13 protein-coding genes are annotated in these 15,027 nt (G+C 65.7%); 1 reads left to right on the forward strand and 12 read right to left on the reverse strand.

The window, feature by feature from the left end; translation table 11 throughout:
• Positions 1-53 precede the first annotated feature (53 nt).
• The 7 genes from B2585_RS01025 to B2585_RS01055 form a co-directional block, all read right to left on the reverse strand.
• The gene (locus B2585_RS01025; RefSeq protein WP_292019147.1) at positions 54-1,364 is read right to left on the reverse strand and encodes a M16 family metallopeptidase; all 1,311 of its coding nucleotides are present in this window, start codon (positions 1,362-1,364) and stop codon (positions 54-56) included.
• Positions 1,361-2,716, reverse strand: coding sequence for a M16 family metallopeptidase (locus tag B2585_RS01030; RefSeq protein ID WP_292019148.1), 1,356 nt, complete (start codon positions 2,714-2,716; stop codon positions 1,361-1,363). The genes B2585_RS01025 and B2585_RS01030 overlap by 4 nt, the downstream gene beginning before the upstream one ends.
• An 88-nt stretch (positions 2,717-2,804) precedes the next feature.
• The gene (locus B2585_RS01035; protein ID WP_292019149.1) at positions 2,805-3,335 is read right to left on the reverse strand and encodes a DUF3035 domain-containing protein; all 531 of its coding nucleotides are present in this window, start codon (positions 3,333-3,335) and stop codon (positions 2,805-2,807) included.
• Between the two features lie 51 nt (positions 3,336-3,386).
• Positions 3,387-3,866 (reverse strand): signal peptidase II, encoded by a 480-nt coding sequence (lspA, locus tag B2585_RS01040; RefSeq protein ID WP_292019150.1) that lies wholly within the window; start codon positions 3,864-3,866, stop codon positions 3,387-3,389.
• A complete protein-coding gene (gene purH, locus B2585_RS01045; RefSeq protein ID WP_292019151.1) occupies positions 3,866-5,455 on the reverse strand; it encodes a bifunctional phosphoribosylaminoimidazolecarboxamide formyltransferase/IMP cyclohydrolase in 1,590 nt (529 codons plus the stop codon). Before purH ends, lspA begins: the two co-directional genes overlap by 1 nt.
• Positions 5,456-5,470: 15 nt before the next feature.
• Positions 5,471-7,204: a heparinase II/III family protein gene (locus tag B2585_RS01050; RefSeq protein WP_292019152.1), complete on the reverse strand. Its 1,734-nt coding sequence runs from the start codon at positions 7,202-7,204 to the stop codon at positions 5,471-5,473.
• A 92-nt stretch (positions 7,205-7,296) separates the two neighbouring features.
• The gene (locus B2585_RS01055; RefSeq protein ID WP_292019153.1) at positions 7,297-8,559 is read right to left on the reverse strand and encodes an RsmB/NOP family class I SAM-dependent RNA methyltransferase; all 1,263 of its coding nucleotides are present in this window, start codon (positions 8,557-8,559) and stop codon (positions 7,297-7,299) included.
• 65 nt (positions 8,560-8,624) lie between these two features.
• Between B2585_RS01055 and B2585_RS01060 the strand changes: the two genes are divergently transcribed.
• Entirely contained in the window at positions 8,625-8,804 is a 180-nt protein-coding gene (locus tag B2585_RS01060) for a DUF1674 domain-containing protein (protein WP_292019154.1), read from the forward strand.
• Between the two features lie 61 nt (positions 8,805-8,865).
• Here B2585_RS01060 and B2585_RS01065 read toward each other — a convergent pair whose 3' ends face one another.
• From B2585_RS01065 to B2585_RS01085, 5 genes are all read right to left on the reverse strand, one after another.
• A complete protein-coding gene (locus B2585_RS01065; protein WP_292019155.1) occupies positions 8,866-10,050 on the reverse strand; it encodes a hypothetical protein in 1,185 nt (394 codons plus the stop codon).
• Between the two features lie 471 nt (positions 10,051-10,521).
• The gene (gene rfbB, locus B2585_RS01070; RefSeq protein ID WP_292019156.1) at positions 10,522-11,553 is read right to left on the reverse strand and encodes a dTDP-glucose 4,6-dehydratase; all 1,032 of its coding nucleotides are present in this window, start codon (positions 11,551-11,553) and stop codon (positions 10,522-10,524) included.
• The gene (gene rfbC / locus B2585_RS01075) at positions 11,550-12,116 is read right to left on the reverse strand and encodes a dTDP-4-dehydrorhamnose 3,5-epimerase (protein WP_292019157.1); all 567 of its coding nucleotides are present in this window, start codon (positions 12,114-12,116) and stop codon (positions 11,550-11,552) included. The genes rfbB and rfbC overlap by 4 nt, the downstream gene beginning before the upstream one ends.
• 99 nt (positions 12,117-12,215) lie before the next feature.
• Complete coding sequence (locus tag B2585_RS01080) at positions 12,216-13,616, reverse strand: dihydrolipoyl dehydrogenase (protein WP_292019158.1); 1,401 nt, start codon at positions 13,614-13,616, stop codon at positions 12,216-12,218.
• Between the two features lie 87 nt (positions 13,617-13,703).
• Entirely contained in the window at positions 13,704-15,023 is a 1,320-nt protein-coding gene (locus B2585_RS01085) for a calcium-binding protein (RefSeq protein WP_292019159.1), read from the reverse strand.
• Positions 15,024-15,027: the final 4 nt, after the last annotated feature.

The following is a 15,027-nucleotide window of genomic DNA, read 5'->3' on the forward strand; positions in this document are numbered from 1 at the left end:
ACGATTCTGAAAGCGGGAATGGGCGCTGCCGTGGCTGCGCCCGGCCCGGTTTTCTAGTTCACGGTCGGCTCCAGCCCCTCGGGCTGGCCCACCACCACGAAGCGCAGATTCTCAGGCTGGAACAGCTCTGCCGCGACGCGGTTCGCCTCCTCCAACGTGACCGCCATGACCTTTTCGTTGCGGGTTTGCGGGTAGTCGATCGGGTAGTCGTCCATTTGCATCGAGGTGAGGATATTGGCGATGTTGGCGTTGCCGTCGAAGCGCAGCGGATAAGCGCCGGTGAGGTATTTCTTGGCCGCAGCGAGTTCCTCTGCCGTGACGCCGTCCTCGGCCATTTTGCGCCATTCCTCCTGCACCACCTCGATGGCTTCGGCCATCGTGGCGTTCTGGGAGGAGAAGCTGCCGCCCAGCACTTCGGAATAGTCGCTGTCGGAGAGCCAGGTGCCGATGCCATATGTCAGCCCGCGCTTCTCGCGCACCTCGTCAAAGAGCCGGTTCTCGAAGTTTGAGCCGCCCATGATCGTGTTCACGAGGTAGGCCGCGAAGAAATCGGGATCGTCGATCTCCATCCCCGGCTGGCCGAAGCGGGCCACGGATTGCGGCGTGTCGAAGGGGGTGACGGAAACACCGGGGGTCGGGGCATAATCCACTTCGTCGGGGTACTCTCCGCCCTCTTCATGGATGCCGGAGAGGATCGTGTCGATGACGGTGCCCAGTTCTTCCGGGGTGATGTCACCCACGGCGGAGACATAGACGCGGTCGCGGGCGATGGCGTTTTCCCATGCCGTCACGATGTCCGCGCGGGTGAGGTCCGTGACGCTTTCCACCGTGCCGCTGTCGAAGCTGCCATAGGGGTGGTCGCCATAGGCGGCGGCGGCCATTGCGTCCCCTGCAATCTCGTCCGGGTCCGTCACGCGGGAACGGATGTAGGACAGCACCTGACCGCGCACACGCTCGACCGACGCCTCTTCGAACGTCGGTTCTTCGAGCGAGGCGCGCACGAGGTCGACGGACTCTTCCATGTTCTCGGACAGGAATTGCGCCGAAACGGTGAGGACATCGCCGTAGACATCAAAGTCGATCGAAGTCGCGAGTTCTTCCTTCGCCTCCGCAAAGGCGCGGCTGTCCATATCCGCCGCGCCCTCTTCGAGCAGGCCGGTCATGAGGTTCGTCGCGCCGCGCTTGCCGGGCAGGTCAAGGGACGTGCCGCCGCGGAATCGCAGTTCGAGCGCGACGAAGGGGATGGAGTGTTCTTCCACCAGCCAGGCTGAAATTCCGCCGGGCGAGGTGACTTCCTGGATCGGAACCTGGGCGCGGGCCGGGACGGCGGCGATGAGGAGAAAGGCGAGGGCGAGACGGATCATTGGCTGACCTCCGCTTCGGGTTCGGGTGACGTTTCGGGGACGGTAAGCCAGCCTGTGACCGCATGACTTCTCTGAAGGACCTTTTCGGCCACCTTCATCACATCGTCGGGCGTGACGGATTGCAGCACGTCCGGCCATGCCTTCACGTCCTCGATGGTCAGGCCGGAAGTGAGCGCGGCGCCATAGCGGTTGGCGAGGCCGCGCATGGAATCCTGCGCGTAGATGTCGTTGGCGCGGATGCGGGTCTTGATCCGCTCGAACTGCTCCGGGTCGATGCCGGTTTCGAAGAAGTCCTTAAGCACGCCGTCCATCGCCGCCTCGGCCTCTTCCAGCGACACGCCCTGGCTCGGGACGATGCCGATGCGCAGGGACGAGATGTCGAGGCTCAGGGGGCTGTAGCCGGCGAAGGTGGAGACCGCCACGTTGCTTTCGAATTGGAGCGCCTGACCAAAGACCGAGGTCGCCGGATTGCCGCCAAGGATCTCGGACAGGTAAACGAGCGCTGCGGCTTCTTCCTGCGCACCCGGATTACGCTCGGGGGCGAGGTAGGTGCGGATGACATAGGGCTGGCCGACGCGCGGGTCGGAATAGGTGATGCGGCGCTCGGCGAGCGGCACGGGCTCCTTGGGCCGGTCGCGCGGCTCAAGCCCTTCGGTCGGCTCGAGCGGGCCGTAGTGCTTCCGGGCGAGTTCCAGCACATTCTCGGGCTCGACGTCGCCCGCGACCACGAGGATCGCGTTATTGGGCGCGTAATACTTGCGGTAGTAGGCCAGTGCGTCTTCGAGGCCCAGCTCCTCCATCTCGTGACGCCAGCCGATGTTGGGCGTGCCGTAGGGATGGTTCATGTAGAGCGCCGCCTGCATCTGTTCGTTCAGCAGAGCACCGGGGGAGTTGTCGGTGCGCATGGCGCGTTCTTCCAGGATCACGTCGCGCTCGGTCTTGATGTCGGCTTCGGACAGCTGGAGGTCGCGCATCCGGTCGGCCTCCATCGTCATCATGAGTTCGAGCCGGTCCGCCGCGATGCGCTGAAAATAAGCGGTGTAGTCGGCACTGGTGAAGGCGTTGTCGGACCCGCCGTTTTCGGCCACCACGCGGCTGAGTTCGCCCGATTCCAGGTCATCGGTCGCCTTGAACAGGAGGTGTTCGAGGAAGTGGGCGATGCCGGAGACCCCTGGTTCCTCATCCGCCGACCCGGCGCGATACCAGACCATGTGAACCACGACCGGGGCCCGGTGGTCTTCGATGACCACCACCTCCATGCCGTTGTCGAGGGTGTAGTCGGTGACATCCTGCGCCGTCGCCGGAATCGTGAAGGCGATCAGGGCGAGGCAGGCCGAGAGCAGTCGGGTCATGTGAAGTCCTCCGTTCGTAGAACAGAGTTAGCCGGTGGCGCCCAATGGGCAACCCCGCATGACGCGCGTGTGATCTTGTGAAACGCGACTAGAACCGTTCGGGATCGGGCGGCGCGGAGGGCGTCGCGACGCCCCGGTCGCGCAGGCGGTCAAGCTCGCGGTGCTGATCGAGCGACTGCTGCTGGTAGCTGTCGAAGTAGACATTCACGTTGAACAGGCGCTCGAGGAGGCGACCGTTGTTCTCACGCCGGTATTCCAGATCCTCTTCCGCAAGGACCTCACGGATATTGGAATTGGTGCCGTAGCGGCGGGCCTGCGCCAAAAGCGCGCCCTCGCCCGCGTTGGTACGGTCGCTGCGCAGCGCGTCGGGGTTGCCGCCAAGCGCGGCCACCGCATCCTCTTCCGGCACCACGTCGGCGCGGTTGCGCCCGCCCGGTGTCGGTTCGGGAAGCGCCTCGTAATCCTCGGGCTGCTCGAGCGGCTTGTTCGGCATGATCGAGAATTCGTCCGGCGTGTCGGAACGGATGTTCATCAGCTTGGGTTGGCCATTGTCCGAACAGGCCGTCAACAGCCCGAAGCCCACAAGGGCTAGTCCGAATTTCGTGGTCAGGACCCGCATCTATGCCTCCAACACCCGTTTGACCCTCTTTACCCCATCCGAATTGCCGCGTCACGGGGCCTTTTTCTTCGCGGGCGACCCGGTGAAGAAGATGAGCCCGATGGCGCCGGCGAAGACAGCAATATCAGCGACATTGAAGGAATAGGGGTTTGTAATTCCGCAACAGGACATGTTGAGGAAGTCCGCCACGGCGCCATAGGCGATGCGGTCGATCACGTTGCCGATGGCCCCACCGATGAGCACACCCGCCGAGATGCGCGCAAAGCGCCCCATCGCTTCGCGGTGGACCCACCAGAGCACGGCGGCGACGATCGCGACGGCGACGGCGATGAGAATCCAGCGGGTCGTTTCCTGCGAGGAGGAGAACAGGCCGAAATTCACGCCCTCGTTCCACGCCATGCGGAAATTGAGGAACGGGTCCCAGACGTCGATGGCGCCTTTCTGCTTCAGGTCGAGCACCTGAACGACCCAAATCTTCGACGCCTGGTCGAGGATCAGGATGACGAGGGCGGAGATCCAGAGCGTACGCATCAGTGGCGGAAGTGTCGCATACCGGTGAAGACCATGGCCAGCCCTGCTTCGTCAGCCGCCGCGATCACCTCGTCGTCACGCATGGAGCCGCCGGGCTGAATGACGCAGGTCGCGCCCGCGCCCGCCGCTTCGAGCAGGCCGTCGGGGAACGGGAAGAAGGCATCCGAGGCGACCGCGGAGCCAATGGCCGGGCTTTCGGAAAGCCCGACATCACCCGCCATGCGCCCGGCCTTGGTCGCGGCGATGGTGGAGCTGTCGAGGCGGGACATCTGGCCCGCGCCCACGCCCACCGTGGCCCCGTCCTTGACGTAGACGATGGCGTTAGACTTCACATGCTTGGCGACTTTCCACGCGAACAGGAGGTCGGCGATCTGCGCGTCGGTCGGGGCCTTTTTGGTCACGACCTTGAGATCACTTTCGCCGATGAAGCCGTTGTCCTTGTTCTGGAACAGGTAGCCGCCCGCGACTTGCCGGATCGTCTGACCGCCCGAGCGGGCGTCGGGCAGACCGCCGGTGGTGAGCAGGCGCAGGTTCTTCTTGGCCGCAAAGACCGCCTTGGCTTCGTCGGTCGCGTCGGGGGCGATGACAACCTCGGTGAAGATTTCGGCGATCCTGGCCGCCGTGTCAGCGTCGAGCGTCTGGTTCAGCGCGACGATCCCGCCGAAGGCCGAGGTGCGGTCGCAGTCGAACGCTTTCTGGTAGGCCTCAATCAGGGTCGCGCCGCGCGCCACGCCGCAGGGATTCGCGTGCTTGATGATCGCGACCGCCGGACCGTCCGCGGGGTCGAATTCCGCCACAAGCTCGAACGCCGCGTCGGTGTCGTTGATATTGTTGTAGCTCAGTTCCTTCCCCTGATGCTGACGAGCGGTCGACACGCCGGGACGGGTCGATCCGTCGGTATAGAACGCCGCATCCTGATGCGGGTTCTCTCCGTAGCGCAGGGTTTGGGCCAGTTCGCCCGCCACTACGCGGCGACGCGGGGCCTTTTCCCCGATCGCCTCGGCCATCCAGCCGGAGACGGCGGCGTCATAGGCCCCGGTGCGGGCATAGGCGATCTGGGCGTGGCGCTGCCGGAAAGCATAGGTCGTTGCACCGTCGTTGGCCTTCAGTTCGTCGAGAAGCGCACCGTAATCCTCGACATCGACGATGGTGGTGACGAAACCGTGGTTCTTGGCCGCCGCACGGATCATGGCCGGGCCGCCGATGTCGATGTTCTCGATCATCTCGTCGTAGCCTGCGCCACGGGCCAGCGCCGCCTCGAACGGGTAGAGGTTCACGACCAGCAGGTCGATGGCGCCGATGCCGTGCTCGTTCATCGCGGCGGTGTGGTCGTCGTTGTCACGAAGGGCCAGCAGCCCGCCGTGGACCATTGGGTGCAGCGTCTTGACCCGGCCGTCCATCATCTCGGGAAACCGGGTGACGTCAGCCACGTCCTTGACCGTCACCCCCGCATCGCGCAGCGCCTTGGCCGAACCACCGGTCGACAGGATCTCGACCCCGAGAGCTTCGAGCGCGGTGCCGAGGTCCACAAGCCCGGTCTTGTCGGAAACGGAAATCAGCGCGCGGCGCACGGAGGAAAGGTCGGTCATGTCATGTCCCTTGGATCAATCAGGCAGCTCGTCCGGCTCGTCCCTCACCAGATCGCGCACGCCGACGGGCGTATCCTGCGCCTTGGCCAGTGACCAGCGGATGCGCGTCGCATAATCCATTGCCGCCCCGGAGAGAACCACCTGTTTTGACGCACGCGGCTTAAGTCGGTTCTTTTCGAGGTAGACCGAGGCCTCGAGGCTCAGATCGGCGGCCCCGTCATAGCGGAACACCCAGATCTCGCCCGAGCGCAGGGCCATCGACACGGCGGTCCCGCCAAGGTCGATGGTCGCGTCCACGTCCGGGTGCAGATGGAAACGGATATTGAAGGGCACACCCCGTTCGCTTTCGCGTTCGAGCGCACGGCCGAAGGTGGTTTGCTCGGCCTCGGACACAGCGGCGAGGGTTTCCTCGCCCGCGATGGTGCGCCCGTCCACCGCAAGTTCGATCCGGCGGATGTAGGCGAGGCCGAAGCGGGGCTGGTAGCCGTCATGGCCTGCGACAACGCCGATCATGTCGGCATCCCCGATGCGACGGGCCTCGACCTCGTTCGGGACTTCGACCAGTTTCGCGCGGGGACCGTGCGGGGTGGGTTCCGTGTCGCCAAGGCGGGAGGAAGAGACGCCGGTGAGGCCCAGCACCGAATGCGACGGTGTGGCGCGGCCCGCCTTGCCCCAATCTTCACCGAAATGGAGCCCTGAGCCACAGGTGACGATGAGCGGGCGGCGGCCCGACGTGATCTCCATCGCCAGCGTCGAGGCGTGACCGTTCCACGAGGCCGAGCCGACGGGCGGCTGGTCCGTGTCGAGGATGATGGAGGTACGCCCTGAGGACAGGCGGGAAAAGCCCATCGCCAGCCCGTCGGTCGCCCCGCCACGCACGCCGGAAATGGCAAGCGCCTGATCCAGCCGGCCCTCGGCCCCGCGCCCGCCGCCGTGAAAGCGTGCGAGACCGCCATCGGAATGGCGCAGGGCGCGCAGGGTGGGTGCGATGCGCTCGATGGCGGCTTGATGGGCCGGTGCAGGCTCCCGGTCGCTCTCATACAGCGCGAGCGCGGCCCAGTTGAGCAACGTGAAGACTTCGAGCAGCTCTTCAGGGTTACGAGTCGGGATACCACCCGCCGCGTCGATCTGCCGGTCGCATTCGCGGGCAAGCGCCTGCACGGCCGGTTCGGTCAGATGCTCCATGCCGGTGAGCGACAGGCCCGCGTAGATCAACCCGGTAAGCGCCTCGAACCGGGGCAGACCGGGGGAAGTGCCCTGCCAACGCCGTGACAGGAAGATCGCCTGTTGGCCGAGCGAGCGGTGGAAGCGTTCGGAGGCCCCGGAATCCTGACCGTTCAGGATGAAGATCGCGTGGTTGATCCAGCGGATGAGGCGGCGGCCCGCCACGTCGGGAACCCAGCCGGGGCCGATTCCGCGCCCGTAGCGTTCGATCCAGTCCATCGTCCAGAACTGCGCCCGCGCCCGCGCATCGCGGTCACCCAATGCGGCGAGATGGTCCATCCAGCCGAACCCCTGAAGCGCGGCTTCGAAATCCGGGCTGGGCGGGGTGATGGACCAGATGCTTTCCGTCGGCGACTGCACCAGGTGACCGGCGAACAGGAAATTGCCGGAGACGAGTTGTTTGCCCTTGGCGAAGCTGCCGATCGTGCGCGGCTCGGGCTGCGAAGTGAATCCCGTGGCCGGTTTCGCGCGGGCCGCGCGCCGGGCGTGCCAGCGGTTGAGCCACCGCGTCCTGCGGCTGGTCATGGGGAAATCCTTGGCCACCTTCGCCTTGCCTCACGTCGTTCGTCGACCCTTCACGGGTTCTGGCGGGACTCTACAGGGGCGACAGGCGGGAGTCATGCCTTAACGAGACAGGCGATGTAGAACCCGTCCATGCCGCCGGTCTCGGCCCAATAATCCGGGCGCAGGCGCAGCCCGCCCTCGTCGGTGCGCCAGCCGGGTTCGATGCCCGGGCGGTCGAGAGCCGTCGGGTCGACGGTGGGGCCGGGGTTGCGGTCCAGCGCGTCCCGCACCTGCTCCTCGCCCTCGTCGATGAGGAGCGAGCAGGTGCAATAGACGAGCCGCCCGCCGGGTTTCAGCATCCCGAGCGCGCGGTCGATCAGGTGCTCCTGCAATTCGAACAGGCCGGGGAACTCGGAGCCGTCCTTGGCATAGGGCAGGTCCGGGTGGCGGCGGATCGTGCCGGTCGCCGTGCAGGGCGCGTCCAGCAGGATCGCGTCGAACGGCCCGCCTTCGTATTCGAGTGCGTCCGCAGTGACGAGGTCCGCAGAGAGATTGCAACGGGCGAGGTTTTCCTCGACCCGCGCCATGCGGGTGGACGAGATATCGACGGCCGTGACATCTGCCCCGGTCGCGGCGAGTTGCATCGTCTTTCCGCCCGGAGCGGCGCAAAGGTCGAGCACGCTTTCGCCGGGCCGGGCCGCGAGGATGCGGGCCGGGAGCGCGGCGGCGGCATCCTGCACCCACCAGTCGCCCTCGGAGAAACCTGGAAGGGCCGAGACCTGTCCGGCGTCCGTGAGGCGCACGGAGCCGGTGGGGAGAAGCTGCCCCCCCAACCGCTCGGCCAGCGCGGCACCGTCGCCGCGCGGCGTGAGGTCGAGCGGGGCGCCCGCATGGAACGCCGCCTCCATCGCCGCGACCACGTCCTTGCCGTAGTCGTCGGTCAGCGGCTTGCGCAGCCATTTGGGCAGGCGCGGGGGTGGCAGGGCGGACCAGGCGTCGGGGTCGATCTTGCGCAGCACGGCGTTGACCAACCCGGCCATGCCGGCGGTCTTCTTGTCCGCCCGCGCGATGGCGACGGCGGAATTGACGACACCGTGCGAAGCGGAGCCTTCGGCGCAGATCTCGGCCACAGAGAGGCGCAGCAGGTTGAGGATTCGGGGCGGCGGACGTTTGCGCAGGTGCGGACCCAGTGCCCGGTCGGCACGGTCCATCACGCGGAACGCGGTGGTCACGAGCCGCTGAGTGCGTGCGCGATCCTCCGGCGCGAGCTTGGCGAGCCGTTTCGGCAGGACTTCGGACAACAGGCGGCGATCTTCGATCACGTCGCCCATCAGGTCCAGCGCCACGCGGCGCGGCAGGGTCGGGTCCGTGGCCATGCGGCCTCCTTTGCCAAATCGGTTGCGACGACCTATATCAAAGGCGCGAGACAAGGAAGCCTGCGATGACCGACGAGACAAAACGCGACCTGCCCCCCGAAGCGCTGCGTGCGCTGGCCGAAGCCGAAGAGCGGCGTAAATCTGCCGCCGCGCTGAAGCTTCCCGAAGAGCTTGGCGGTCGAGACGGGCCGGAACCGGTGCGCTATGGCGACTGGGAGAAAAAGGGCCTCGCCATCGACTTCTGAGGTGGCTGCCTGGACTCGTTACCTCCCAGACCTCTGCGTTAGGCCCTGTTAACCCAAAAAATCAAACCATGAAGCTCATTTGCACGGGCAGGCCGATGCCCTGCTGCCGACTTGCGCAAGGAGCTGCTTCATGGGTCTTTTCAATCATCCGAACGCGCAGCGCGCGGAAAAGCCGGATTCCACGCCGATCAAGGGCGCGCGGCGCACCATCTACAACGCGGGGTCCGACACTCTCACCCCGATTTTCCGCGATCCTCACCTGACTTATTCGGTCGCGAACCCGTCGATTTCGGATGCGAACGGGGATTTTCAGGACTGTTACCTGCTGGCCGGAACCTACCGGGTGCAGATCACAGACCGGTTCGAAAACGTTCTGCTGGATGAGGACGGCGTGGTCGTCGAAGACGAGGTGACCACCACGACGGTGACGACCGTTCAGGGGGGCGGGGCGACCAGTTTCGCCTCGGTCGACGCGCTCGTCTCGGACGAGACGCTTTCCTATGCCGGGGGCGGGGACGCGGCGGCTGTGTCGGCAGGGGAGACCCTCTGGGTCGCGGCGCCGGGTTATGGTTACGAGGTGGCCCCGGAAACGGCCGCAGACCATATCCTCGAGACCGTCGGCGGCGTGAAGCTCTACGCCTTGCCAGACCAAACCGGCGCGGTATCCACCGCGCAGCTCGGCTGGACGCCCGATATGGACTGCACCGACGCGCTGGAGTGGTTCTTCGACCATCATCGCCCGGACACCGAGGTGCTTCGCTTCACGAGCACGTATCGAATCCGTGGCGCGGGCCATGTCATCCCGGAGACGCTCCGCGCCTTTGTCTCGGACGACTACCACCGTCTGTCCCACGGCGAGCACGCGACTCGCGGGCTCCTCGTGATGGACGCCGCACCGGAAAGCGCGGCTGCGAATGGGATCAGCTACAACGTGAACGCGCTGTTCCGCGTGCCAAGCGATTTCATGGTGGGGGGGCTGTTCTTCGACCACGACCGGGCGGTGGATGCGGATGCGATTCCGAATGGCGGCAACAAGGACGGGCTGTTCGAATGTCGCGACAAGGCGGTTGGGCCGAACATCGACAAGTGCCGGTTCCAGATTTCCGGCGGCAAGGGGATCGACCTCTCCAACGCGGCCCACTGGCGCCTCACCAACAGTTTCGCCGGCAAGCAGAAGTACCTGATGTATCTCAGCGGAGCCTGCGATTTCGGTGTTTTCAGCGGAAACCGGGGCCGGATGGGTCACGCGGGGAATTTCGGGGATTACATCAAGACGAACGCGGTTGCGAACAGGGGCCCCCGGTATTGCACCGTGCGGGACAACTACTTCCTCAACGACGTGCGCGACGGACCCGATGGCACCGGCGGGTTTCACGGCTGGACCTTCGAACGGAACGTGTTCGATGTCCCCATCGCCGGGATCGACATCAAGAAAGCGTTTCGCACACCTGTCGACCTCGAACAGGAAGAAGACCTCTACCGGGGCATCCGGGTCATCAACAACACGTTCATCGGGTGTGGCATCGTCTATACCTTCACCTGGGTTTCGGACGACATGGGAGAGGTGCCTGACGTGGACGACCGCGGGCTTTCAGATGTCTACTGTGCGGGGAACATCTATCGGGGGAGGGTCGGAGGCACCACTGTCGGGCATCTTCTGAAGGGTGTTCAAAACGTCGTTTCGGACGGCGAGACGTTCATTCCGGTCCGCACCGCGTCAACGGCGGAGCAAAAACCGGCCACGGGGCGGAGCAAAAGTCTGCCACCAGTCGCGGTTGTCGAGGTACCAACGCACGGTCCTCTCAAGCCCTTCCTCGACCGTCACGGACGGACGCCAGCCGAGTTCTTCGCGCAGGCGCGTCGGGTCGATGGCATAACGGGCGTCGTGACCGGGCCGATCGCGCACGAAGGTCACCAGATCACCGTAAGACCCGTCGCGCGGTGCGAGCCGGTCGAGAATGTCGCAGATCGTGCGGACCAGTTGCAGGTTCGACCGCTCGTTCTCGCCCCCGATGTTGTAGCTGCGCCCGAGCACACCCTTTTCCAGTACGAGGAGGAGCGCGTCGGCGTGATCCTCGACATAGAGCCAGTCGCGAATATTGGATCCGTCGCCGTAGATCGGGATCGGCTTGCCCGCGAGCGCGTTCAGGATGACGACCGGAATGAGCTTTTCCGGGAAATGGTAGGGGCCGTAATTGTTGGAGCAATTGGTCAGGACCACCGGGAGGCCGTAGGTCTCATGCCACGCCCGCACGAGATGGTCGGACGAGGCCTTCGAGGCCGAGTATGGCGAGCGGGGATCATAGGGCGTCGACTCGGTGAACTGGCCCTCGGAGCCGAGCGAGCCGAACACTTCGTCCGTCGAAATATGGTGAAACCGGAACCCTTCGGGCCGGCCCTCCCGTTCCCAATAGGCACGCGCGGCTTCGAGCAGGTGGAAGGTGCCAAGCACATTCGTCTCGACGAAGGTCGCGGGGCCGTCGATGGAGCGGTCGACATGGCTTTCTGCGGCGAGGTGCATGATCGCATCGGGTCGATGCGCCTCCAGCACCCGGTCGAGCGCGGGGCGGTCGCGGATGTCGACCTGTTCGAACGCATATCCGGGCGCGTCCGCCACGTCCGCCACGTTGTCGAGGCAGGCGGCATAGGTCAGCGCGTCGAGGTTGACCACATCGTGCCCGCGCGAAATGGCCAGCCGGACCACCGCGGACCCGATGAACCCGGCGCCGCCGGTGACGAGCAGCTTCATGCAGACACCTCGAAAGCGAAGGGGTTGTCGATCTCCGACAGGCGCGGCGCGGCGGCGTCCTTATCCGACAGCACCGGGTCGCCGTCGAGGGCCCAGTCGATGGCGAAGGCAGGATCGTCGAACCGGACGGAGCGGTCGCAGTCCGGGGCGAAATAGCCCGAGCATTTGTAGACGATGTCCGTATCCGGTTCGCGCGTCACGAAGCCGTGCAGGCAGCCCTTGGGGACCAGGAGCTGCTTGCCGTTCTCGAAACTCAATTCAGTGCCGAACCATCGGCCGAAGGTGGGGCTGCCTTTCCGGATGTCGACCGCCACGTCGAAGAGCCGCCCCCGTCCGCAGCGCACGAGCTTGTCCTGCGCGTGAGGCGGCACCTGCATGTGCAGGCCGCGCAGCGTGTTCTTCGCGTGCGAGAAAGAATGATTGTCCTGAACGAAGTCGATGTCCACGCCATGTTCGGCAAGGCGCTTATAGCTCCAGCTTTCGCTGAAGAACCCGCGCTCGTCGGCGTAGCGGGGCGGGGTGATGATCAGAACCCCCGGCACGTCCGTTCGTTCAATCTGCATCCCGGCCCCCGCGCATTGGCGCGACCCCCGGCCACGCGGGATCATGTCTGCACTGGATACACGCGGGGATTCAAGCGCTTTGCCGCAGCGCAGTAAGGATCAGTCGCCGGGCGGGCTACCTTCGTCCCGGTCGGCGGGCAATTCAAGCGGGACGGAACCACAGATCTCTCGGAGCGCGCCGCGCAGGCCCTCTTCCAGGGTCGGATGGTAGAATGGATGATCCAGAAGCTCGCTTGCCGTGCGCCCGGACTCGATGGCCCAGGCGATGAGGTGGCCAAGATGGTCGGCACCCGGACAGAACAAATCCGCCCCGGTGAGGCGCCCGTCGGGCGCCGCGGCGTAGAGACGGACGAGGCCTACCGCCACGTCGTCAACCTTGGCGCGGCCTTGGTCGGTATAGTCCGCGCTCCCGATCTTGTCGCTTTCGTCCGGGCCGGTGCCGACGCTCGCGAGTGGCGGCTGGGTGAAGGTGATCGTCAGCGGGACCGAGCGCTTGGCACGCTCGATATCGGGCCAAAGAGCCGCGTTGCGCCCTGCGACGGCCCCCTCGGTCGAAGCCTCATGAAGCACAGGTCGGATGCCGTTCCCGTCACCGACCATGAAGATCGGCGCGTCGCCGCACTGAAGGGTCGCCGCGTCGACCGTGGGCATGCCCTTGTCGTCCAGCGCGAGACCGGTCTTTTCCAGCTCCAGCCCTTCGACGCTGGGCGGTCGACCGGCTGCGACCAGCACGCGGTCGAAGGTTTGCGACCCACCGTCCCAGTCGATGCGCACCCCGTCGCGGTCGCGGGAGGGGTCCGGGTTGGTGCCGAGATGCAGGGTCATGTCGTCCTCAATCACACCGCGCAACGACGCTTGCACCTTATCGCAGCGGGCGCCGGCAAGCGTCTCGCCCTGATCGAAGACCGCGACCGTGACACCGAGCCGCGCGAAGGCCTGCGCGAGTTCGAGGCCGAGTGCGCCCGCTCCGATGACGGCGAGACTGTCTGGAAGGTCCTCAATATCGAACACGGTTTCATTCGTCAGAAGGGCCTCGCCGAGTTCCCTGAACGGCGGCGGGATCATCGGGGCTGAGCCGGTCGCGATGACGATGGCGCCCGCCTCGACGCTGCGTCCGTCGTCCAGTTCCAGCGTGGTGGGAGAGGTGAAGGACGCGCGGGCCTGAACCCGGACGCCGTCCGGCAGATCGTCGAAGCCGCTCTGCACACCCGCCACGAACCTGTCCCGCTCTTCTCTGACGCGGGACATGACGGCGGGGCCGTCGATCCGGGCCGGGCCCGTGTCGATGCCGAACGTCCCCGCAGTGCGCACCGTATGGGCGCGGCGGGCTGCGGCGATGAGGAGTTTTGACGGCATGCAGCCGACCGTTGCGCAGGTGGTGCCCGAAAAATTCGGATCGATCAAAAGCGTCCGCGCACCTTGCTTGCGCGCCTTGCGTTCGGCGGCGATGCCGGCGGTTCCGGCGCCGATGATCGCCACGTCACATGTCAGGTCTGCCATGTCGTCCTTTCCCCCGGCGATTCTGCACGGGTCACAAGTGTCCCAGTCCGAACGAGCGCAGGGGCAGCCGGGTTCCCGGCCGGATAATCAGGCGAAGAGGTCGGGCGTCACTTCGACGAGCAGATCGATGGCGTCGGCACGCGCCGCCCCGCGCAGAACCGCAACAAGTTCGCCGTTAACCGTGACGAGTGCGTCCGCTCCGTCGGGGGACGCCGTTACGTCCACGGTCAGTTCGCCATGATCGAGCGACGGGTTAAGCGAGACACGCAGGAAATCGGTCCCGGCGTCGAAATCCGTGATGTCCGCGGCACCGGTTCCGGTTTCGTGGTCATGATAGATCCAGAATGTGTCCGCGCCATCCCCGCCGGTCCCGGTATCCGCCCGATCCATGATGAGCGTGTCGCTTCCGGTGCCGCCAACGAGGGTGTCGTCAGCATCGTCGATATGCCAGTCAAAGGCGTGACGTTCCCATCCGATCTGTTGCTCGACGCGGCCATGATGGTCGATCACGTCGTCGCCCGTGCCGCCAATGAGCGTGTCGGCGCCATACCCGCCTGCAATCCGGTCGTCGCCGGCCCCGCCGTCGATCAGGTCGTCATCAGCGGCGGATGCGCTGTCCGGGGCATGTGCCCCGCCAAAAAGATTCTCGGCCCCGTCACCGCCAAGGATCACGTCATCGCCCGCGCCGCCGTCGATGAACCCATCCCCGGTGCCCCCGCGGAGCATATCGTCGCCCGTTCCACCAAAGATCGCGGCAGCACCGGTCGCCGCCGAGATGTTGTCTGCGCCTGCGCCACCGAAAGCGTAGGTCGCGGAATTACCCAGAACGAGCGTATCGTCACCCCCCGCTCCTTCGATCACGCCAAGCATTCCGTCGGTGTGGATCAGTGGAGTGCCGTCAATGTCGGAGAGGTTCCCTTCACCCGGTCCGTCGTTCGCGAGCGTGATCCGGTCAGCTTCATCACTCGAAAGGAGTTCGGCGGTTTCGCTGATCTCGGAGCCGATCCGCTCCACCCCCACGCGCAGGTCCGTTTCGCGATCGAGGAGTTGCTGGAGCGTGGTGCCGGAGCCGCGTTCATACCCCTCGCCCGGCGTGTCGATCGGGTCGAGGACAGTGTCGGGGTCCACGGGCGTGCCGGTCACCGGGTCCGCGTCATCCTCATTCGGGTCTATGATCGTACCGGGTTCGACCGGCGCACCCACATAGGGCTGCGGATCGTCTGTGACCGGCTCAAGCGGCGTGCCGTCGGACTGCGCGCCCAGCAGGGTCGAGACATTGCCCTGGCCACCTTCCTGTGCCGCCTCGTCGCCATCCTCCGACGCAGGCGCGCCCGCGCCACCCCCGACGAACAAGTCCCCGAGAAAGAAAAGAGGCACGAGGCCGAGAAGCAGCAGGGCGATACCCATGGTA

The organism is Maritimibacter sp. UBA3975, assembly GCF_002384975.1.
Classification (GTDB): domain Bacteria; phylum Pseudomonadota; class Alphaproteobacteria; order Rhodobacterales; family Rhodobacteraceae; genus Maritimibacter.

Bases quoted from the DNA above. Each gene is read 5' to 3' on its own strand.
- B2585_RS01025 (WP_292019147.1), bottom strand. From the start codon at position 1,364: ATGATCCGTCTCGCCCTCGCCTTTCTCCTCATCGCCGCCGTCCCGGCC.
- B2585_RS01080 (WP_292019158.1), bottom strand. From the start codon at position 13,616: ATGGCAGACCTGACATGTGACGTGGCGATCATCGGCGCCGGAACCGCC.
- purH (WP_292019151.1), bottom strand. From the start codon at position 5,455: ATGACCGACCTTTCCTCCGTGCGCCGCGCGCTGATTTCCGTTTCCGAC.
- rfbC (WP_292019157.1), bottom strand. From the start codon at position 12,116: ATGCAGATTGAACGAACGGACGTGCCGGGGGTTCTGATCATCACCCCG.
- B2585_RS01055 (WP_292019153.1), bottom strand. From the start codon at position 8,559: ATGGCCACGGACCCGACCCTGCCGCGCCGCGTGGCGCTGGACCTGATG.
- lspA (WP_292019150.1), bottom strand. From the start codon at position 3,866: ATGCGTACGCTCTGGATCTCCGCCCTCGTCATCCTGATCCTCGACCAG.
- B2585_RS01085 (WP_292019159.1), bottom strand. From the start codon at position 15,023: ATGGGTATCGCCCTGCTGCTTCTCGGCCTCGTGCCTCTTTTCTTTCTC.
- rfbB (WP_292019156.1), bottom strand. From the start codon at position 11,553: ATGAAGCTGCTCGTCACCGGCGGCGCCGGGTTCATCGGGTCCGCGGTG.
- B2585_RS01060 (WP_292019154.1), top strand. From the start codon at position 8,625: ATGACCGACGAGACAAAACGCGACCTGCCCCCCGAAGCGCTGCGTGCG.
- B2585_RS01050 (WP_292019152.1), bottom strand. From the start codon at position 7,204: ATGACCAGCCGCAGGACGCGGTGGCTCAACCGCTGGCACGCCCGGCGC.
- B2585_RS01035 (WP_292019149.1), bottom strand. From the start codon at position 3,335: ATGCGGGTCCTGACCACGAAATTCGGACTAGCCCTTGTGGGCTTCGGG.
- B2585_RS01030 (WP_292019148.1), bottom strand. From the start codon at position 2,716: ATGACCCGACTGCTCTCGGCCTGCCTCGCCCTGATCGCCTTCACGATT.